Source organism: Klebsiella sp. H-Nf2, assembly GCF_002806645.1.
Classification (GTDB): domain Bacteria; phylum Pseudomonadota; class Gammaproteobacteria; order Enterobacterales; family Enterobacteriaceae; genus Klebsiella; species Klebsiella variicola.
Map to the genome: position 1 here is coordinate 591,133 of NZ_PIBL01000002.1, position 19,061 is coordinate 610,193.

Consider the following 19,061-nt stretch of genomic DNA (forward strand, 5'->3'; position numbering starts at 1 on the left):
TCGCGGGATGAACGGGGTGCAAATCCGCATTCGCGGTAAAGTGCAGGGGGTGGGGTTCCGCCCCTTTGTCTGGCAGCTGGCCCGGACGCAGGCCCGCTGCGGCGATGTCTGTAATGACGGTGACGGCGTACTGGTGCGGCTGGCCGGGGGCGACGATGGTTTTACTGCCGCTCTGGCTGACCACTGCCCGCCGCTGGCGCGTATCGACAGCACCGACTGCACCCCTTATTGCTGGACGGCCACGCCGCAGGATTTCACCATCCGCGAGAGCGGGGCGGGACGCATGCGCACCCAGATCGTGCCCGATGCCGCGACCTGCCCGGCGTGCCTCGCGGAGATGAATGATCCCCGGGCGCGCCGCTACCGCTACCCCTTTATCAACTGCACACACTGCGGGCCGCGGTTGACCATTATCCGCGCCATGCCCTACGACCGGCCTTTCACCGCAATGGCGCCGTTCCCGCTCTGTTCCCCTTGTGAGGCTGAATTCCGCGATCCTGCGGATCGCCGTTTTCACGCCCAGCCGGTGGCCTGCCCCGACTGCGGGCCGCGCCTGGAATGGCGGGCAGAGGGGGAAACGCTGAACAGCGAGGCTGCGCTGCAGGCGGCCATCACGCGGCTGGCGGCAGGCGACATCGTGGCGATAAAAGGTATCGGTGGCTTTCATTTGGCCTGCGATGCCGGTAATCCCGCTGCCGTTGCCACGCTGCGGGCGAGGAAACACCGTCCGGCGAAACCGCTGGCGGTGATGTTGCCGTCAGCGACGGGCTTACCCGCCGACGCCGCGGCGCTGATGGGCTCCCCGGCAGCGCCCATCGTACTGATTGCTAAAGCGCAGGTCTCCGGCCTGTGTGACGAGATTGCGCCAGGGCTTGCGGAAGTAGGGGTGATGCTGCCGTCTAATCCGCTGCAGCATTTGCTTCTGCAGGCTCTGGCGCGCCCCATCGTCATGACCTCCGGCAACCTTAGCGGCCGTCCGCCGGCGTTAAGTAATACTCAGGCGCTCAACGATTTAGCCGACATCGCCGACGGCTTTTTGCTCCATAACCGCGACATCGTGCAGCGGCTGGATGATTCGCTGGTGCGGTCAAGCGGTGAAATGCTGCGCCGCGCCCGGGGCTACGTCCCGGATGCGCTGCCGCTGCCGCCGGGGCTACGAGACATCCCGCCGCTGCTGGCTCTCGGCGCGGATATGAAAAATACCTTCTGCCTGGCGCGCGGCAGCGAAGCGGTGCTGAGCCAGCACTTTGGCGATCTTGGCGAGGAAGGCGTTGAACAGCAGTGGCGCAGCACCCTGCAACTGATGCAAAGCATTTACGCGTTTGTGCCGCAGCGGGTGGTGGTTGATGCCCATCCCGGCTATCGCTCAACGCAGTGGGCGGCGTCCCTGTCGCTGCCGGTGGAGACGGTGCTGCATCACCATGCTCATGCCGCGGCGTGCCTGGCCGAGCACCGCTGGCCGCTTGACGGCGGCGACGTTATCGCCCTGACCCTCGACGGCATCGGTATGGGGGAGAACGGCGCGCTGTGGGGCGGGGAGTGCCTGCGGGTTAACTATCGCCAGTGCGAACATCTTGGCGGGTTGCCGGCCGTCGCGCTGCCGGGCGGTGACCTGGCGGCGCACCAGCCGTGGCGAAATCTGCTGGCTCAGTGCCTGGCCTTTGTCCCTGACTGGCAGAATTATCCGCAGACCGCCCCCCTGCGCCAGCGCAACTGGCCGCTGCTGGCGCAGGCCATCGATCGCGGCATTAACGCGCCGCGCGCCTCGTCCTGCGGACGGCTGTTTGACGCCGTCGCCTGTGCGCTGGATTGCGCGCCGGAGAGCCTGAGCTATGAAGGCGAAGCGGCCTGTCGGCTGGAGGCGCTGGCCGCCAGCTGCCCCGGCGTCAGCCACCCGGTTACGCTGCCGTGGCGCGACGACGCGCTGGACTTAGCAACGTTCTGGCGACAATGGCTGGGCTGGCAGGCGACCCCGGCGCAGAAAGCCTGGGCCTTCCATGACGCCCTGGCCTGTGGGCTGGCGGCGATGGCCCGTGACTGCGCCACCGCCCGCGACCTCGACACGATAGTCTGCAGCGGCGGGGTGCTGCATAACCGCCTGCTGGCGGCGCGATTGACCTTTTATCTGGCGGATTTTACTCTGCTGTTTGCGCAGCAGTTGCCGGCCGGCGACGGCGCAATCGCATATGGTCAGGCGGTGATCGCCGCCGCCCGCGGGCAGGCTCAAGGAACACAACAATGATAATGACAGTTTTACGCCAGCAGCCGCGCGCTGCGGGACTGGTGTTGGGGTTGATCGCGGCAAACTTACTGGCCTGGTGCTGGGCGCTGCAGGCCTTTGGCGACAGCGGCGCGCTGATGGCCGCCAGCCTGCTGGCCTGGGGCTACGGCCTGCGCCACGCAGTTGATGCCGACCATATCGCAGCGATTGATAACGTGACCCGCAAGATGATGCAGCAGGGGCGGCGGCCATTCGCCGTCGGGGCCTGGTTCTCGCTGGGCCACTCATCGATTGTGGTGCTGGCCTCGGCTGCGATTGCCGCGACCGCCACGGCCTTCAGCGCGCAGATGAGCTGGCTGCACGACACCGGTAGCGTCATCGGCACCGCCGTGTCGGCCCTGTTTTTACTGGCGATGGCCTTTATCAACCTGGTGATTTTACGCAGCGTGTGGCGCAGCTTTCGGGCGTGGAAGCGCGGTGAGAAAGTGAGCGACGAAATCGTCAGCGGCGGCGGGGTGATGAGCTGGCTGTTTGGCAAAACCTTCCGTCTGGTTAGCCGCAGCTGGCAGATGTACCTGGTCGGCTTCCTGTTCGGCCTCGGTTTTGATACTGCTACCGAAATCGGTGTGCTGGGTATCTCCGCCGCCGGCGCGTCGAGCGGGATTTCCGTCTGGTCGATTATGGTCTTCCCGGCGCTGTTCGCCAGCGGTATGGCGCTGGTGGATACCCTCGATAACGTGCTGATGGTCGGCGCCTACGGCTGGGCGTTCAGCAAACCGCAGCGCAAGCTTTATTACAATATGACCATCACCGGCACCTCGGTGGTAGTGGCGCTGTTTATTGGCGGTCTGGAGGCGCTGGGTCTGCTAATGGATAAGTTTGCGCTCAGTGGCGGGATATGGCGCTGGGTGGGGATGTTAAACGATAACCTTGGCGACGCCGGATTTGTGGTGGTCGGGTTGTTTGTCGCCTGTTGGGCGCTGTCGGTGCTTAACTACCGCTGGCGCGGCTACGACAATCTGGCGCGTTAGCCTGGATATTTTCCCGGCTTGCGCTGCGCTTAGCCGGGCTACCCGACCTGCCAGGCGGCGCTGCTCTGCGCAGGCTGACCCAGGTATTGGCGAGGCATCGCTCTGCGTCAATAATCTCAATTACTTAACTCATTGAAAAATTATTATTTTTTATCAAATCTTCATTTTCCCTCGTTTTAACGACCCGAAGCATCTGTGATTTACCTCTTATTTACATAATTTAAACCAATCGTTAACTGGATAAAAACACGGCAGCCTCGTTATAGTAGTTTTGTAAAATAAAACTTGGTTGTACACAGTGCAACAAAGACGAGATGTTCATGGAGATCGTTACCGCGCCGCACCTTGCGACCAGAAACGTGTGGCTTGCGTTACCTGGTGAAGCAACATGACAACCCAGGCAGCCCATCCTCATCTCCGGGCGCGGCAAAACGGACGCATCAGGCTGAAGTCACTTATTTCGTCACTACATCGTTTTCCTGATAAACATAATGAAACCCTGCGAGGAAACCATGACCGATCAATTACCGAACCGCGCTATCGATAACGACGCGCTGGAAAAAGAGACCATGCGGCGGGTTATCTGGCGCATCCTGCCTTTCCTGGTTGTCAGCTACCTGGTATCGATTATTGACCGGGGCAATATTGGTATGGCTGCGCTGCAGATGAATGAGGATCTGGGCCTGAGTAAGGCGGCTTTTGGCTTCGCCAGCAGTTTGTATTTTGTGGCCTATTTTATCTTTGAGGTGCCCAGCAACCTGGCGATGCAGAAGGTGGGGGCCCGCTTGTGGATCCCGCGCATTATGATCAGTTGGGGAGTGGTATCGATGTGTATGGCGCTGGTGCAAAACACCACCTCCCTTTACATCGTACGTTTTTTACTGGGTGCTGCCGAAGCAGGCTTTTTTCCGGGCGTGGTGCTCTATCTTACCTGGTGGATCCCGTCACGCTACCGTGCGCGCATCATTGCCTCTTTTATGGTGGCCATTCCGCTGGCTAACTTTATCGGCTCACCGCTTTCTGGGCTGATCCTGATGTTGGATGGCTGGTTAGGGCTGCGCGGCTGGCATCTGTTATTCATTATTGAAGGGTTGCCGGCGGTACTGCTGGGGATTGCCGCTTTCTTTATTTTGCGCGACCGCCCGCATCAGGCTGCCTGGTTAAACGACCGGCAGAAAGCGTGGCTGGAAAACACGCTTCAGGCGGAGCGCCAACAGCAGACACAGATCGGCCACACCACCACATGGCAACTGTTGAAGCACCGCCAAATCTGGCTGATGGCGTTGATTTACGCCGGCGCGTCGTCTGCCGGCACCACGCTTAGCGTCTGGTCTCCACAGCTGCTGAAGTCGTTCCATCTTGATAACCTGACCACCGGGCTGCTGAATGCCATCCCCTATGGACTGGCGTCGGTGCTGATGATTGTCTGGGGACGCAGTTCGGACCGGAAAAATGAACGTCGCTGGCACACGGCGCTTACCCTCTTTATGATTGCGGCTGGCGTGTTCGCGGCGTTTATCAATCTGTCGCTTCCGGCCACCATTATGATCCTCAGTACCATACTGATTGGCGCTTATGCGGCGAAGGGCCCCTTCTGGGCGCTGGCATCGGGCTGGATGAGCAGCACGTCAGCTGCCGCCGGGCTGGCGGCCATCGGCGCGATCGCCAACCTGATTGGCGGCGCGGTGATGGTGAATGCCTATGGCATTATTAACGAACGGACAGGAAGCCATACGCTGGCGATGCTGCCGCTGGCCGCCTTGTGTCTGGCAGGCGGCATTGCGGTGCTGGCCATGGGACGGCGTTACTCGCAGACTGCCAGGCAGGAAAAACAGGTGACCCATTAATAAGCAAAGGCGGGATTTTTCCCGCCTTCTTAGCCAATCTTACTCTTTCAGACCGTAAAACCTTTCGCAGAATGGCTTGCTGGCGCCTAGCTTGAGCGACAGGCGGTTGGCCGTCTCCTGCATGAGCTGGCTGATGCCGCTCTCTTTAAGATCTTCCGTCAGACGCGATGCCGGCCCGGTCAGGGCCAGCGCCGCGATCAGTTTATCGTGGACGCCAAACACTGGCATTGCGAAGGCCGCGGTGTGCGGGTCGCGCGCGCCGGAGGTATAAAACGGCAGCGTCGGTTCGTCTTCCTGCAACGATTCACCCAAGCCCCAGTGGCGTAAAACCTTGCTGATAGCGGAACCATCCAGCGGGAACTGGCTACCGGGCAGGTTGCTGTGGCGTAATCCCTGGGAGGCTTCGGCGCGGAACAGACACAGGCGCTGTCCCCCCTCAATCACATACCAGCTCGCGCTTTCGCTGGAGGCCTGTGACAGCGCCTGCAATTCCGGCTGTACGACTCTGGCAAGTTCAAATGATTGCTCATAGAGCTTGCCGAGATAGAGCAGACGGTGGCCGAGCGTATAGGTGCCATCGTCGTGCCGGATGATGTAGTTCATTCGCTCAAGCGAATTCATCAGGCGATAAACGGTTGTTTTGTGATATCCCGAAAGCTGGGCCAGCTCCGTTAACGTCAGACTGTCATTACCGGGACGGAAGCAATCAAGTAAAGCCAGCGCCTTTTCAACGGCAATTACGCCTTCATTCCCCATCATGTTCTCCTTTTTGCCGAACAAAATTGTACCTGAATTTTGTGAGTAACTTCGTGTTTACATCACAAACAACTTCGCAACACTGGCGAAAAGCGAAGCAATGCTCGTATAGTTGTTTTATATAGTACACGTGAGTTGTATCTAGTAAAACAAATGGAGAGTAACCATGCCTGCTTCGCAACAGAAACTCATCAACTTTGATATTGCGCGTGTTGACGCGGAAGAGGTCCGCCAGGCCGCCGAATTTCAGGCCGCCATTCTGGCTGACGTGGCCGGACGCCGTGGCACATTACATGGCCGCATCAAGCCGCTGGCGCCGCATATGGCGGTTGCCGGGCCAGCGATTACCGTAGAGGTCCGCCCGGGGGATAACCTCGCTATTCACGCCGCAATGGCCGTCGCCAAACCTGGCGATGTGCTGGTCATCGACGGGAAGGGCGATCTCTCCTGCGCGCTGCTGGGAGAGATCATGGCGACGCAGGCCCAGGCCAGCGGTATCGCAGGGATTATCATTGACGGCGCCGTTCGCGATGCGGAAACCTTAAGTAACCAACGCTTTCCGGTTTTCGCCGCCGGCCTGAATCCGTGCGGCCCCACCAAGTTCATTCCAGGCAGGGTCAATCACGCTATTTCAGTCGGTGGCGCCGCCGTGCAGGCAGGTGACTTAGTGGTAGGGGATATTGACGGCGTGGTCGTTATCCCGCGCGATGAAGTTCGCACCATCATCGAACTGGCGAAAGGCAAACTGGCGATGGAATCAAAACGTCTGGTTGCTATCCGCGACGGCGACCTTCGTCCGCACTGGCTGGAGAGTGCTCTGCGTCAGGCAGGGATGCTGAGCGAAGGGGAGACACTGCCATGAGCGCTAAAAACGTCATCCTGATTACCGGCAGCGATTTGGCTGCAGCAGCGCTGGGGATGCTGGAAGATTACGAGCTTGTCTTTGCCGGCCGCCAGCCAACAGAATCCCAGCTGATAGCCTTGTGCCAGCAGCACAATCCGCTCGCGATACTGGTGCGCTATGGCAAAATCACGGCCGCCGTCATGGATGCCGCCCCGGCATTGAAGGTGATTGCCAAACATGGCAGCGGCATTGATGTCATTGACGTTGAGGCGGCCACCGCGCGCGGCATAATGGTTCGCGCGGCGACGGGGGCCAATGCCGCCGCGGTTTCCGAACACACCTGGGCGTTAATTCTGGCCTGTGCCAAGTCGGTCATTCCCCTTGACCGCCGCCTGCGCGAAGGGCACTGGGATAAATCAACGCATAAATCGCTCGAACTTGAGGGCAGAACGCTGGGGCTGGTCGGCCTCGGCGCCATTGGTAGCCGTGTGGCGAAAATTGCCGTCGCCTTTGGTATGAAGGTTCTGGCTTACGATCCCTACGCGAAAACGGTCCCGCCGGAATGTGAACGTGTTGACGAACTCAAAGACCTGCTGATGCAGGCCGATGTTCTGTCCCTTCATTGTCCCTTGACGCAACACAACAGGGGAATGATCAATGCCGCCACGCTGGCGCAGTGTAAGCCGGGCGCTATCCTGGTGAATACTGCGCGCGGCGGGTTGATTGACGATGCGGCGCTGGCCGCAGCATTAAAAGCGGGGACGTTGCGCTGGGCGGCGCTCGACAGCTTTAACAGTGAACCATTAACTACGCCGCACATCTGGCAGGCGGTTGATAATGTCATTCTGTCTCCGCACGTTGGCGGCGTAAGCGACGCCTCTTACATCAAAATGGGGACCGCCGCCGCCGCCAACATTCTGCAGGTGCTGCAGGAGTCTGCTCAGACAGAATCAACGTATTAAGTGTTAACCGAACCTGCGCTCCCGGTTAATTTTTCTGCACTCTGTTTTCCGTGGCGCAGGGTGCGCACAGGGGGCGGCCAGTCGCCGCCCCTGCCCCGGCGGGGGCCTACAGTATATGAGCTTACGGGCGGCCTCCGTAGGCCGGGTAAGCGTAGCGCCACCCGGCAAAACAGGGCTGCCTGGACGGCAATCAACTTACCAGCTGCCTGAGCAGCGCAAAGGCTTCTTTCATCTTGTCTTCGCTGACCACAAAGGCACGCAGTTGATTCTCTGCATCCAGGCCTTTCGCCACCAGCCCCTCTTTGGCGGCCACGATATTCCACGTCAGATCGTCGCGGCGGGTGTCGCCGGCCAGATGCAGCGGCAGGTCCGGGGTCTTCACTTTCACCAGCATCGGCGGCAAGGTGAGCTCGCCCGTCTGCGCCAGCAGGTTTTTACTCAGGCACAGCGCGCTGAGCAAAATCGGCTGCAGGAACGGCAGCACCATGCCGTTGATTTCCGCGCAGTCGCCGAGGGCGTAAATCGCCGGGTCGCTGGTTTGCAGCTGGCTATTGACCACCACGCCGCGGTTAATCTGCAATCCAGCGTGGCGCGCCAGCGACGTTTCCGGGCGCAGGCCGGCGGCGGCCACCACCGCATCGACGGTTATCGCCCGCTGGCGGTCAAGGCTGACGCGGATGCCATCGGCGGTTTGCTCCAGCCCTTCCAGCTGCGATTTCAGCATCAGATGTACGCCCATCTCGGTAAGCCGATGCTGCAGGCGGCTGCTGGCCTCCGGCGGCATCAACGCCGCCAGCACGCTGGCGGAGTTATCGACGACCGTCACCGCTTTACCGGCGCGGCAGAAATCCATCGCCAGTTCACAGCCAATCAGGCCGCCGCCGACGATCAGCACGCGCGTCGCGTCGTGCAGCTGGCTCTGCGCCGCGCCGTATTCGCGCTGGCTGTTCAGCGTCAGCATCAGCTCGCGTCCCGGTACCGGGGGGATAAACGGCGTCGCCCCGGTGGCCAGCACCAGTTTGTCATAGCGCCACTGGTTATCCTGGCTCTTCACTAACCGGTTTTCGGCGTCGATATCGCTCACCCAGGTGTGGGGAAACAGGCGCAGAGTGTACTGCTCGGCGAACTCGCCCGCGCTTTGCAGGGTGAGATCGTCGGCGTTCTGCCCGCGGCTGATGACATGGCTGAGGTCCGGTTTGTTGTATTCATCCATGCTATCGGCGGCGATGAGGGTCAGCGGGATTTGCGTATCCCGCTTACGGATATTTTTCACCAGCTGGCGGGCCGCGAAGCCCGAGCCGATGATGACGATGCCATCACTCATTTTGCCTCCGTTGCCAGTACGTCAAAGACATCTTTGCCAAGAGAACACTCAGGGCAGAGGAAATTGTCCGGCACTTCACTCCACGGCGTACCCGGCTGGACATCCTGGTTAGGTTCGCCTTTCGCCGGGTCATAGACCCACTGACACACGCTGCACTGCATCATGGGGCCGAGATCGGCGGCCGCGGCGGCGGCACAGGCGCAGTCCTGTGGTTCCGGCGTTGTCGCTGCTTCAGCAACCGGCAGCGGCGAGAGGGCCCACTGGCGGGCGATGTCGCGTCCGTGTTGGCGGCACAGTTCCAGCGCGTCGATATCCGGGCGCCATTTGGCTTTCAGGCTCAGCGACATCTCAAACCCAGCATCCTGCAGACGGGTGGACAGGCGGTCTACCGCGCCGCCGCTCCAGCCGTGCGAGCCAAAGGCGCTGGCGCGTTTATTGCGAAAACGCAGCCCGGTCATCTCTTCCACCAGCCCGGCGATTTTCGGCATCATCACGTTGTTCATGGTGGAGGTGCCCACCAGTACGCCTTTCGAGCGGAAAACATTGGTGAGAATGTCGTTTTTGTCGCTGCGGGCGACGTTGAAGATTTTTACCGCTACCCGCGGGTCGACTTCGGTGATCCCCTGGGCAATGGCGTCCGCCATCATACGGGTGTTGTTGGACATGGTGTCGTAGAAAATCGTGATGCGATCTTCCTGATAATCCGCCGCCCACTCGAGGTATTTCTCGACGATTTGCGTCGGGTTATCGCGCCAGACCACGCCGTGGGAGGTGGCAATCATCTCCACCGGCAGGTTGAAGCCGAGGATCTCGGTAATTTTTGGCGTCACCAGACGGCTAAACGGCGTCAGGATGTTGGCGTAGTAGCGCTGGCACTGTTCGTACAGTTCAATCTGGTCCACTTCATCGTTGAACAGGTGTTCGTCGCAGTAGTGCTGGCCGAAGGCGTCGTTGCTGAACAGCACCGCGTCGCCGGTCAGGTAGGTCATCATGCTGTCAGGCCAATGCAGCATCGGTGTTTCCACGAAGATCAGCTGTTTACCATTACCGATATCGAGAGTATCGCCGGTTTTCACCACGTGGAAGTTCCACTCCGGATGGTGATGGTGGCCGTTGATCGAGTCGATGGCGTTGGCGGTGCAGTAGATCGGCGTATCCGGGATCTGCATCATCAGCTCAGTCAGCGCGCCGGCATGGTCCTCTTCGGCGTGGTTAATGACGATATAGTCGAGGTCGGCCAGATCGATTTCGCGGCGCAGGTTCTGCACGAACTCGCGGCTGAATTTATGATCGACGGTATCGATCAGCACGTTTTTCTCTTCGCGGATGAGATAGCTGTTGTAGCTGCTGCCGCGCAGCGTTTTATATTCGGTACCGTGGAAATCACGCACTTCCCAATCGCGTTGGCCAACCCAAAGAATGTTATTTTTAACCGCAATAGACATAGCAACCTCAATCAATACAGTGTGTTTAAACTCAGTTGACTGGCTTATATCAAGTTGCGTGCCAATTTTTTAATTCATTGATAATTAGCTATTTTTAATTTTTTCTGATTTTGATTGCTGTCAAAATGACAATGGTTAAAATAGTCGATATGACAATGTGTATTGTCAAAATGACAATGGAGCGGCAATGAGTTTTTCCGTCGACGAGCTGGCGAGAATCGCCATTGATTTACAAAGCGATATTGGTCACACCGACCGTTTTTCGCGCCTGATTACCACCCTGCGGCAAATCCTCGGCTGCGATGCCTCGGCGCTGTTGCGCTATGAGGCGCATCAGTTTGTGCCGCTGGCGATCGATGGCCTGGCGCAGGATGTGCTTGGTCGGCGCTTTGCCCTGGAAGGACACCCGCGGCTTGAGGCGATTGCGCGCGCCGGGGATGTGGTGCGCTTCCCGGCGGATAGCGACCTGCCCGACCCCTATGACGGCCTGATCCCCGGCCAGGAGAGCCTTAAGGTTCATGCCTGCGTTGGCCTGCCGCTGTTTGCCGGGCAGACGCTGATTGGCGCGCTGACCCTTGATGGGATGGATGCCGATCGTTTTGACAGCTTCAGCGATGAAGAGCTGCGGCTGATTGCCGCCCTGGTGGCCGGCGCCTTGAATAACGCGCTGCTCATCGCCCGCCTTGAGGCGCAAAACGTGTTGCCGGCGCAGCCGGTCAATTATGCGCAACCCGAGCGCCAGGAAATTATCGGCCTGTCAGCGCCCATGCTGCAGCTGAAAAAAGAGATCGATATCGTCGCCGCCTCGGATTTAAACGTGCTGATTAACGGCGAAACCGGCACCGGTAAAGAGCTGGTGGCGAAGGCGGTGCATCAGGGCTCTCCGCGGGCGGCCAACCCGCTGGTCTATCTCAACTGCGCGGCGCTGCCGGAAAGCGTGGCGGAGAGCGAGCTGTTCGGTCATGTGAAAGGGGCGTTTACCGGGGCTATCAGCAACCGCAGCGGTAAATTTGAGATGGCGGATAACGGCACCCTGTTCCTTGATGAAATTGGCGAACTGTCGCTGGCGTTGCAGGCCAAACTGCTGCGGGTGCTGCAGTATGGCGATATTCAGCGCGTCGGCGATGACCGCAGCCTGCGGGTCGATGTGCGGGTGCTGGCGGCGACGAACCGCGATCTGCGCCAGGAGGTGGTGGAAGGGCGCTTTCGCGCCGACCTGTACCATCGGCTGAGCGTCTTTCCGCTGTCGGTACCGGCGCTACGCGAGCGGGACAGCGATGTGGTGCTGCTGGCGGGCTATTTCTGCGAGCAGTGCCGCCTGCGAATGGGGCTGGCGCGGGTGATACTCAGCGAAGCGGCGCGCGGCAGGCTGCAGCAGTGGTCCTGGCCGGGCAACGTGCGCGAACTTGAGCATGCTATTCACCGGGCGGTGGTGCTGGCGCGGGCCACCCAGGCCGGCGATGAAGTGGTGCTGGAGCCGCAGCATTTCCAGTTTGCGGTGATGGCACCGATGTTACCGACTGAGACGGCGGCAGCAGTACCTGCGATGGAGAAGGTCAATCTGCGCGAGGCGACCGACTCTTTTCAGCGGGAAGCGATTAGCCGCGCGCTGGAGGCGAACCAGCGCAACTGGGCGGCGACCGCCCGTGCGCTGGAACTGGACGTCGCCAACCTGCATCGGCTGGCGAAACGTCTGGGACTTAAAGGATCCCTGCCTGGTAAAAATTCTGCAGGTTGATGGCGCCGACCAGTTGGCCGTTTTCATCCACCACCGGCGCGGCGCTGATTTTGTGTTTCATCAGTCGCTCTTTGGCTTCCACCGCGCGGCTTTCCGCCTGCAGCGTCACGCCGTTGCGGGTCATCGCCTGAGTGACGCCATCGTTGAGCGTACCGCCAGCAACCAGCCAGCGGCGCAGGTCGCCGTCGGTGAAAACGCCCTGCACGCGGTTGGCTTCATCGCAGACCGCCACCAGGCCGAGCCCGGTTCGGCTGAGTTCGAGCATGGCGTCCATGACGTTGGCCCCGGCATTGACCCGCGGCACTTCTTCGTCGCGGCGCATCAGGTGATGTACTTTGTTCAGCAGACGCGCGCCGAGGGCGCCCGCCGGGTGGGAACGGGCGAAATCTTCTTCATTGAAACCGCGCGCCTGCATCACCGCCATCGCCAGCGCATCGCCCAGCATCAGCGTGTTAACGGTGCTGGAGGTCGGCGCCAGGTGCATCGGACAGGCTTCACGCTCCACGGCGATATCCAGCACCGCTTTTGCCGCCAGCGCCAGCGGCGAGGTGGATTTGCCGGTCATCGCCAGCAGCGGAATGGATTTCTCTTCCAGCCGCGGCACGATGAGATCCAGCTCTTTTGCGCTACCGGAGTAGGAGATAAACAGCATCACGTCGCGGCTATCGAGCATACCGAGATCGCCGTGCAGGGCTTCCGCCGGATGGACGAAAAAGGCCGGGGTGCCGGTGCTGGCGAAGGTTGCCGCCAGCTTTTTACCGATGTGGCCGGATTTACCGATACCGGAGACAATCAGTTTGCCCTCGCAGTGGATGATGGTTTCCGCCGCGCGGATGAAGTCGTCGCCCAAGCGTTCCGGCAGGCGGCTCGCCTCCTGTAGCTCAAGCATCAGGGTCTGGCGTCCGGCCTCTAACAAAAAGTTACTCATGATGTTCTCCAGTAATAATGACTTCAATACCTTTGGCTTCCAGCGCCCGCTGGAATTCAGGGTCAATATCGGCATCGGTAATCAACTTATCCACGCGTTCAAGGCCGCAGACGATATTGGGACTTTTACGGCCAAACTTTGATGAGTCGGCCATCAGGATCACTTCGCGGGCGGCGTTGCACATCGCCTTACTGACGGTATAGACCTCGTTAAAGGTGGTAACGCCTGCCACCAGATCAATGCCATCGGTGCCCATAAACAGTTTGTCGAAGCTGAATTGTTCGAAAGCGTTTTCCGCCAGCTGGCCGTGGAATGAAGCCGATTTTTTACGGAAGGTGCCACCCGGCATCAGGATGGTCTGCTCGTTATCGAACTCAGAAAGGGCGTTGACGATATGCAGGCTGTTGGTCATCACCGTGATGTTATTGAAGCGGCTCAGCAGCGGCACCATCTGCAGCACGGTGCTGCCGGCGTCGAGGATGATTGAATCGCCATCGTGGATGTAGCGTACGGCGGCCTCGGCAATCTGCGCTTTCTTATGGGTGTTGATCAGCGTCTTGTGGTCGATAGGCGGGTCGGCCTCGTCTTTATTCAACACTACGCCGCCGTAGGTGCGGATGACGGTCCCGGCATTCTCCAGAATCACCAGATCCTTGCGGATAGTGGTGCCGGTGGTGTCGAAGTGTTGCGCCAGCTCTTCGACCGAGCATTTGCCCTGCGATTGCAGGTGCTCGAGAATGGCTGCCTGGCGCTGACGTGGTTTCATAGGCGTTGTATCCTGCGTTTAAGTTTCGAAATGATAATTTCGCAAGATATTAACTTTCACAACGAAATTATGCATGTTTCGGATTAAGCGCTAATGATAGTGCATTCTGACAGAGCGGATCATTGGGAAAGATCACATCAGGCTGCAATTCCTTGAGATGTTTACCGCTAAGCGTGGGGATTTTTTGCGGGCTGGCAAAGACGGTGAGGCCCTTCATCAATAGCGTGTCGCAAATACGATCGTTTTCATCGACGGCGATAGCGACAATCGCGCGTGGTTTAAAGCGCCCGGAGGAACGGCCGACGCCAACGCGGCCCTGCTGGCAAAGGCTATCAAAGGCGCGATTGAAGCGGCGAATTTGCCAGCCGCCGAAAGCCAGCTGAGTCAGCCAGGCGATAGCGGCGACGGTGATTAATGCGGTAACCATAGGTGTCTCCTTTATGGGGCCGGGAAGAACCCGGGTCGCGGCGCGAGCGCCTTACCCGGGCTACGGATCGGCGTGGTGCGCCGGTTTTGTAGCCCGGATAAGCGCAGCGCCATCCGGGAACCTTTTAAAACATCACCTGGCCGCCGGTGACGTTAATTGACTGACCCGTGCAGTACGACGCCTGCGGGCTGGCGTAAAACATCAACACGTTCAGCACATCCTGGTAATCGCAGCCGCGTTTCAACGGCACCTTATCGATGTAGTACTGCTCGACTTCGCTCTCATCGATACCGAGCTTGGTGGCATACTGCGGCAGCAGCGACTGGAACATCGGCGATTTCAACAGATTGCCGAGCATCAGCGAATGGACGGTAATACCGTACTCCGCCAGATCCAGCGCCAGCGACTGGGTCAGCCCGACGCCGCCGAACTTCGCCGCGCTGTAGCCGGAGTTGTGCTTACTGCCGACTTTGCCGGACTTCGAGTTGATCTGAATGATCCGTCCCTTAATGCCATCGCGGATCATCAGTCGTGAGAACTCGCGGGCGCAGAGGAAATAGCCCACCAGGTTCACCTGCAGCGAGCGGTCGAAATCCCCCAGCGCGAAGTCGCTAATAAACGCTGCTTTGGCAATCCCGGCGCTGTACACCAGCAGATCGACGCGCGTGAAAATCTCATCCACCCCGTGAGCCAGGGCAGTGACGCTGGCTTCGCTGGTGGCGTCGGCGCCGAAGCCGTATGCCGTGCCTTCGCCATATTCAGCGTTGATCTCCTGGGCGACGCGGCTGGCTTTTTCACTTTGAATATCGACCACCGCCACGCGGTAGCCCTCGGCGGCCAGACCGCGGCACAGAAACTCTCCTAAGGTTTGTCCGCCACCAATGACAACAGCAACCTGATTCATCTTTCTCTCCTTCTAAGCAACAAATTTCAGTACGCAGCCGGTCGCGATAGCGTCCGGCACCGGGCCGGCGACGTGAACGGTTCCGGGAAACTCCGCTTCACGATGGCCGTCGAAGCGCAGGGTGATATGGCCCAGCTCGCGCAGGTTTTGCTCGGCGACCTCACCGACGGCGGTCACCGGATAACGTCTGTCACCGAGCTGCAGCTCTGCGCCCGGTACCAGGGGGCCGGCAAGCTCGCCGTGGTTGTGAATAAAGCAATACTCTTCGATATCCGCCGGGGCGCCCTCGCGGAAGGTGATCAGCATCTGCTCTTCCAGCGCCATCGTCGCGCAGGCGCCGATGCGGGTAATGGTGGTGTGGTAAATGACGGTCATCTTCAGGAACCTCTTACTGGTAAATAAATCCGGAAACAAACCACGCGATCAGCACCGTTGGTGCGCCGGTGAGGAAGCGGCTGACCAGCACCGACGGCACGCCGACGCGCACGGTATCCTGACGGGCTTCGGCCAGCGACAGGCCTACCGGGATAAAATCGCAGGCGGCCTGGGCGTTAATGGCAAACAGCGCGGGCAGGGCGAGGTGCGGTGGAATGTTGCCAAGGCCGATCTGGACGCCGATCAGCACGCCGATGACCTGGGCGATAACGGCGCCCGGGCCGAGAAACGGCGACAGCAGCGGGAAGGAGCAGATCAGCGCCAGGGTCACCAGCCCCAGCGGATGGCTGGCAAGCGGCGCCAGGCCGTGGGCAATCCAGTCGCCGATGCCGGAGGCCATGATGATGCCGATCAGCGCCGAGACGAAGGCCATAAACGGCAGAATGGTTTTCAGCACCGTGTCGATGGTGTCGCGTCCGGCCTGGAAAAGCACCGCCACCACCGATCCCATCCCCATGCCGACCTTTGCCAGCAGACCGTCGCTCTGTTCAGTGATCTTTTTGCTGGCGTCATAATCGCGACCCGCGGCAGGGAGTGGTTGCGCTGCCGTCTCGCCGCTATCTTCCAACAGTTTGATGTTCTCTTCTTTAACGCCGGAGACGTAAATATCCTCGACGATATACTGCGCCAGCGGCCCCGATTTGCCGGTGGCATGGATATTCACCGTAGGGATACGGCGCTTGGGATAGAGGCCGCAGCGCAGGGTACCGCCGCAGTCAATAATGGCGATGCCAATTTCGCTTTCCGCCGGTTCCCCCTCTTTAAAACCGTCCACCGCCTGCCAGCCGGTCAGGCTGGCGATGCGGTCAACGATCGCCGGGCGGGTGCCGGCGGTGATATAGACGATCTTTTTGCCCTCGACGACGTCGAGCTCAAGCGGGCCGCCCCAGCCGCCGGTGCCTTTCTCAATACGAATGCGGGTCATGATGTCGCTCCTGACAGATGCACTTTCCGGGCAAGCTGAATCGCCATTTTTCTCTCGAAAATAGAGGTGGTCAGGTCGGTGACCCAGCCACGGAAGAAGTTGGTCACCAGCCCAACCAGCAGATAGCTCACCGCCAGGGGACCAAGCGGCAGGCCAAGCGTGGTGAGGCCGTTGGCGATGCCGAGATAAACAAACAGCTCGCCGGGGTTGATATGTGGAAAGAGACCGTTCATCGAGTGGCAGCTATAGGACGCCGCCGCGTAATAGCTGGGCTTGTACTTCTCTGGCATAAAGCGGCCGAGACTTAAGGTCATTGGGTTACAAAAAACGAAGGTGCCGATGCAGGGCAACAGCAGATAGCGGGAGATCGGATTTCCGGCGCAGCGCTGCGCCAGTTTTTCGATCCGCTGCTGGCCGATAAAGTTGATCAGCGCGTTCATGATCACCAGCAGGCTGATCAGTAAGGGGAGGATCCCGGTCACCATCCCGGTAAATACCTCGCCGCCTTTCTGAAACAGGCCGATAAACCACTCCGCGCCGTGGGTAACGACGTCAATCATTGTTCTCTCCTTCAGCGTGTTATTTTTCTTGCTAACTGCAGGCTGATTTTAATCACTTTGAAAGGTTTTAAAGTGTTAAATAGATCGCAAAATGAAAGATAAATATTTTATTTTGAAAGTTTGGCGGTAAGAGAATGAAACGATCAGGCGCATGACAGCATGCCGGGAAGGGGGCGGTGAAGGACTATTTTGTCTACAAACGGATTGCCGCTTTCTTGTTGGTCGTCGCATGCTTTACCATAATTATCCCTTGCTGAATTTGTTAAATGGAATTCCCATGTTGAAGCGTCGCTATCTGGCTTTACTTCCCCTTTGTGTGCTCCTCGCTGCCTGCAGCAGCAAACCCAAGACCCCCGCGGAAACGGAGATGGCGAGTGGAACCGGCGGCTTTTTGCTGGAACCGCAGCATAACGTGATGCAGATGGGCGGCGACTTCGCCAACAACCCGGCGGCGGCACAGTTCATTGATAAGATGGTGGCGAAGCACGGCTTCGACAGACAGCAGCTGCAGGAGATCCTGTCGCAGGCTAAGCGCCTGGATTACGTCCTGCGGCTGATGGATCGTCAGGCGCCGACCGGCCTGCCGCCGACCGGGCCGACCGGCGCCTGGCTGCGCTACAAGAAACAGTTTATTACCCCGGATAATGTGCAGAACGGCGTAGTGTTCTGGAACCAGTATCAGGATGCGCTGAACCGCGCTTATCAGGTTTATGGCGTGCCGCCGGAAATCATCGTCGGCATTATCGGCGTGGAGACTCGCTGGGGCCGGGTGATGGGCAAAACCCGTATCCTTGATGCGCTGGCGACCCTGTCGTTTAGCTACCCACGCCGCGCCGAATACTTCTCATCGGAGCTGGAAACCTTCCTGTTAATGGCGCGCAGCGAAAGCGACGACCCGCTGGATCTGAAAGGCTCTTTCGCCGGGGCGATGGGCTACGGCCAGTTTATGCCGTCGTCCTATAAGCAGTATGCGGTCGATTTTAACGGTGACGGACATATCAACCTGTGGGACCCGGTGGATGCCATCGGCAGCGTGGCCAACTACTTCAAACAGCATGGCTGGGTGAGCGGCGATCTGGTGGCGGTGCAGGCGCTGGGCCAGGCGCCGGGGCTGGAGAATGGTTTCAAAACCAAATACAGCATTTCGCAGCTGGCGGCGGCGGGGCTTACCCCAACCCAACCGCTGGGTAACCATCAGCAGGCCAGTCTGCTACGGCTGGATGTCGGCACCGGCTATGAGTACTGGTACGGGCTGCCGAACTTCTACACCATCACCCGCTACAACCACAGCACGCACTACGCGATGGCCGTCTGGCAGCTGGGCCTGGCGGTTTCGCAGGCCCGTGGCGGGTACTGATTTTCATCCGGCTGACAGATTCCGCGCCTCCCCGGATAGCGGCGCGTAGCGCCTTATCCGGGCTACGATGCGGTATCCGGTTGGTAGCCCCGGTAAGCGCAGCGCGACCGGGGGAGAGTTCAATGACAGCTTGTCGCCCATCGGCAACACTGCGGCTACGTTACTGACAGATTTCGAACCTCCCCGGATAGCGGCGCGTAGCGCCTTATCCGGGCTACGGTCTGGTATCCGGTTGGTAACCCCGGTAGGCGCAGCGCGACCGGGGGAGAGTTCAATGACAGCTTGTCGCCCATCGGCAACACTGCGGCTACGTTACTGACAGATTTCGAGCCTCCCCGGATAGCGGCGCGTAGCGCCTTATCCGGGCTACGGTCTGGTATCCGGTTGGTAGCCCCGGTAAGCACAGCGCGACCGGGGGATGACGCCGGGGAGGCCGCGCTTAACCTCCCGTTTATTCCCGCCCGCATGCCTGTTGTTGACCTTTGTTACATTTCTGCCCACTGACACTGATTTACATTCTTTTTTCGCTTCTGTATTGTTATGTTATAACATTAAAAGAGGTGAAATATGTTCACATCAGTTTTTATGGCA

17 protein-coding genes are annotated in these 19,061 nt (G+C 59.4%); 7 read left to right on the forward strand and 10 right to left on the reverse strand.

The genetic code is table 11. The annotated features are described in order from the left end of the window. The first annotated feature begins 7 nt into the window (after positions 1 to 7). The 3 genes from hypF to CWM58_RS09620 all read left to right on the forward strand — a co-directional run bounded on the left by hypF (position 8) and on the right by CWM58_RS09620 (position 5,099). Positions 8 to 2,242 (forward strand): carbamoyltransferase HypF, encoded by a 2,235-nt coding sequence (hypF, locus tag CWM58_RS09610; protein WP_100680821.1) that lies wholly within the window; start codon positions 8 to 10, stop codon positions 2,240 to 2,242. Further along, complete coding sequence (locus tag CWM58_RS09615; protein ID WP_008806172.1) at positions 2,239 to 3,252, forward strand: HoxN/HupN/NixA family nickel/cobalt transporter; 1,014 nt, start codon at positions 2,239 to 2,241, stop codon at positions 3,250 to 3,252. Before hypF ends, CWM58_RS09615 begins: the two co-directional genes overlap by 4 nt. Before the next feature lie 512 nt (positions 3,253 to 3,764). Continuing rightward, positions 3,765 to 5,099, forward strand: a complete 1,335-nt coding sequence (locus tag CWM58_RS09620; RefSeq protein ID WP_100680822.1) for an MFS transporter — start codon at positions 3,765 to 3,767, stop codon at positions 5,097 to 5,099. 39 nt (positions 5,100 to 5,138) lie between these two features. Here the strand turns inward: CWM58_RS09620 and CWM58_RS09625 are convergent, their stop codons facing one another. Next, positions 5,139 to 5,855, reverse strand: coding sequence for an IclR family transcriptional regulator (locus CWM58_RS09625; protein WP_100680823.1), 717 nt, complete (start codon positions 5,853 to 5,855; stop codon positions 5,139 to 5,141). A 166-nt stretch (positions 5,856 to 6,021) separates the two neighbouring features. Between CWM58_RS09625 and CWM58_RS09630 the strand changes: the two genes are divergently transcribed. Beyond that, a complete protein-coding gene (locus tag CWM58_RS09630; RefSeq protein ID WP_008806169.1) occupies positions 6,022 to 6,717 on the forward strand; it encodes a diguanylate cyclase in 696 nt (231 codons plus the stop codon). Then, a complete protein-coding gene (locus tag CWM58_RS09635) occupies positions 6,714 to 7,661 on the forward strand; it encodes a hydroxyacid dehydrogenase (RefSeq protein ID WP_100680824.1) in 948 nt (315 codons plus the stop codon). Before CWM58_RS09630 ends, CWM58_RS09635 begins: the two co-directional genes overlap by 4 nt. A gap of 190 nt (positions 7,662 to 7,851) precedes the next feature. Here CWM58_RS09635 and norW read toward each other — a convergent pair whose 3' ends face one another. Both norW and norV read right to left on the reverse strand, forming a co-directional pair. After that, positions 7,852 to 8,985: an NADH:flavorubredoxin reductase NorW gene (gene norW / locus CWM58_RS09640; RefSeq protein ID WP_100680825.1), complete on the reverse strand. Its 1,134-nt coding sequence runs from the start codon at positions 8,983 to 8,985 to the stop codon at positions 7,852 to 7,854. After that, positions 8,982 to 10,430, reverse strand: coding sequence for an anaerobic nitric oxide reductase flavorubredoxin (norV, locus tag CWM58_RS09645; protein WP_100680826.1), 1,449 nt, complete (start codon positions 10,428 to 10,430; stop codon positions 8,982 to 8,984). Before norV ends, norW begins: the two co-directional genes overlap by 4 nt. Before the next feature lie 187 nt (positions 10,431 to 10,617). On the opposite strand from norV, the gene norR reads away from it, so the two are divergent. Further along, a complete protein-coding gene (gene norR, locus CWM58_RS09655; RefSeq protein WP_100680828.1) occupies positions 10,618 to 12,168 on the forward strand; it encodes a nitric oxide reductase transcriptional regulator NorR in 1,551 nt (516 codons plus the stop codon). On the opposite strand, the gene gutQ is transcribed toward norR, so the two are convergent. The 7 genes from gutQ to CWM58_RS09690 all read right to left on the reverse strand — a co-directional run bounded on the left by gutQ (position 12,131) and on the right by CWM58_RS09690 (position 17,113). Further along, the gene (gene gutQ / locus CWM58_RS09660; protein WP_100680829.1) at positions 12,131 to 13,096 is read right to left on the reverse strand and encodes an arabinose-5-phosphate isomerase GutQ; all 966 of its coding nucleotides are present in this window, start codon (positions 13,094 to 13,096) and stop codon (positions 12,131 to 12,133) included. The two genes, norR and gutQ, sit on opposite strands and share 38 nt — an antisense overlap. Beyond that, positions 13,089 to 13,862, reverse strand: a complete 774-nt coding sequence (gene srlR / locus CWM58_RS09665) for a glucitol operon DNA-binding transcriptional repressor SrlR (protein WP_008806163.1) — start codon at positions 13,860 to 13,862, stop codon at positions 13,089 to 13,091. The genes gutQ and srlR overlap by 8 nt, the downstream gene beginning before the upstream one ends. Before the next feature lie 67 nt (positions 13,863 to 13,929). After that, positions 13,930 to 14,289, reverse strand: a complete 360-nt coding sequence (gene gutM / locus CWM58_RS09670; RefSeq protein WP_012540781.1) for a transcriptional regulator GutM — start codon at positions 14,287 to 14,289, stop codon at positions 13,930 to 13,932. 124 nt (positions 14,290 to 14,413) lie between these two features. Then, complete coding sequence (gene srlD, locus CWM58_RS09675; RefSeq protein ID WP_008806161.1) at positions 14,414 to 15,193, reverse strand: sorbitol-6-phosphate dehydrogenase; 780 nt, start codon at positions 15,191 to 15,193, stop codon at positions 14,414 to 14,416. A 12-nt stretch (positions 15,194 to 15,205) separates the two neighbouring features. Further along, positions 15,206 to 15,568 (reverse strand): PTS glucitol/sorbitol transporter subunit IIA, encoded by a 363-nt coding sequence (gene srlB / locus CWM58_RS09680; protein ID WP_061153567.1) that lies wholly within the window; start codon positions 15,566 to 15,568, stop codon positions 15,206 to 15,208. A gap of 13 nt (positions 15,569 to 15,581) precedes the next feature. Next, positions 15,582 to 16,553: a PTS glucitol/sorbitol transporter subunit IIB gene (locus tag CWM58_RS09685; protein ID WP_064170042.1), complete on the reverse strand. Its 972-nt coding sequence runs from the start codon at positions 16,551 to 16,553 to the stop codon at positions 15,582 to 15,584. After that, entirely contained in the window at positions 16,550 to 17,113 is a 564-nt protein-coding gene (locus CWM58_RS09690; protein WP_061153569.1) for a PTS glucitol/sorbitol transporter subunit IIC, read from the reverse strand. Before CWM58_RS09690 ends, CWM58_RS09685 begins: the two co-directional genes overlap by 4 nt. A 277-nt stretch (positions 17,114 to 17,390) precedes the next feature. On the opposite strand from CWM58_RS09690, the gene mltB reads away from it, so the two are divergent. Then, the gene (mltB, locus tag CWM58_RS09695; protein WP_074387779.1) at positions 17,391 to 18,470 is read left to right on the forward strand and encodes a lytic murein transglycosylase B; all 1,080 of its coding nucleotides are present in this window, start codon (positions 17,391 to 17,393) and stop codon (positions 18,468 to 18,470) included. Positions 18,471 to 19,061 lie beyond the last annotated feature (591 nt).

Coding starts and splice junctions, on each gene's coding strand:
- hypF (WP_100680821.1), top strand. CDS start 8: ATGAACGGGGTGCAAATCCGCATTCGCGGTAAAGTGCAGGGGGTGGGG.
- CWM58_RS09615 (WP_008806172.1), top strand. CDS start 2,239: ATGATAATGACAGTTTTACGCCAGCAGCCGCGCGCTGCGGGACTGGTG.
- CWM58_RS09620 (WP_100680822.1), top strand. CDS start 3,765: ATGACCGATCAATTACCGAACCGCGCTATCGATAACGACGCGCTGGAA.
- CWM58_RS09625 (WP_100680823.1), bottom strand. CDS start 5,855: ATGGGGAATGAAGGCGTAATTGCCGTTGAAAAGGCGCTGGCTTTACTT.
- CWM58_RS09630 (WP_008806169.1), top strand. CDS start 6,022: ATGCCTGCTTCGCAACAGAAACTCATCAACTTTGATATTGCGCGTGTT.
- CWM58_RS09635 (WP_100680824.1), top strand. CDS start 6,714: ATGAGCGCTAAAAACGTCATCCTGATTACCGGCAGCGATTTGGCTGCA.
- norW (WP_100680825.1), bottom strand. CDS start 8,985: ATGAGTGATGGCATCGTCATCATCGGCTCGGGCTTCGCGGCCCGCCAG.
- norV (WP_100680826.1), bottom strand. CDS start 10,430: ATGTCTATTGCGGTTAAAAATAACATTCTTTGGGTTGGCCAACGCGAT.
- norR (WP_100680828.1), top strand. CDS start 10,618: ATGAGTTTTTCCGTCGACGAGCTGGCGAGAATCGCCATTGATTTACAA.
- gutQ (WP_100680829.1), bottom strand. CDS start 13,096: ATGAGTAACTTTTTGTTAGAGGCCGGACGCCAGACCCTGATGCTTGAG.
- srlR (WP_008806163.1), bottom strand. CDS start 13,862: ATGAAACCACGTCAGCGCCAGGCAGCCATTCTCGAGCACCTGCAATCG.
- gutM (WP_012540781.1), bottom strand. CDS start 14,289: ATGGTTACCGCATTAATCACCGTCGCCGCTATCGCCTGGCTGACTCAG.
- srlD (WP_008806161.1), bottom strand. CDS start 15,193: ATGAATCAGGTTGCTGTTGTCATTGGTGGCGGACAAACCTTAGGAGAG.
- srlB (WP_061153567.1), bottom strand. CDS start 15,568: ATGACCGTCATTTACCACACCACCATTACCCGCATCGGCGCCTGCGCG.
- CWM58_RS09685 (WP_064170042.1), bottom strand. CDS start 16,553: ATGACCCGCATTCGTATTGAGAAAGGCACCGGCGGCTGGGGCGGCCCG.
- CWM58_RS09690 (WP_061153569.1), bottom strand. CDS start 17,113: ATGATTGACGTCGTTACCCACGGCGCGGAGTGGTTTATCGGCCTGTTT.
- mltB (WP_074387779.1), top strand. CDS start 17,391: ATGTTGAAGCGTCGCTATCTGGCTTTACTTCCCCTTTGTGTGCTCCTC.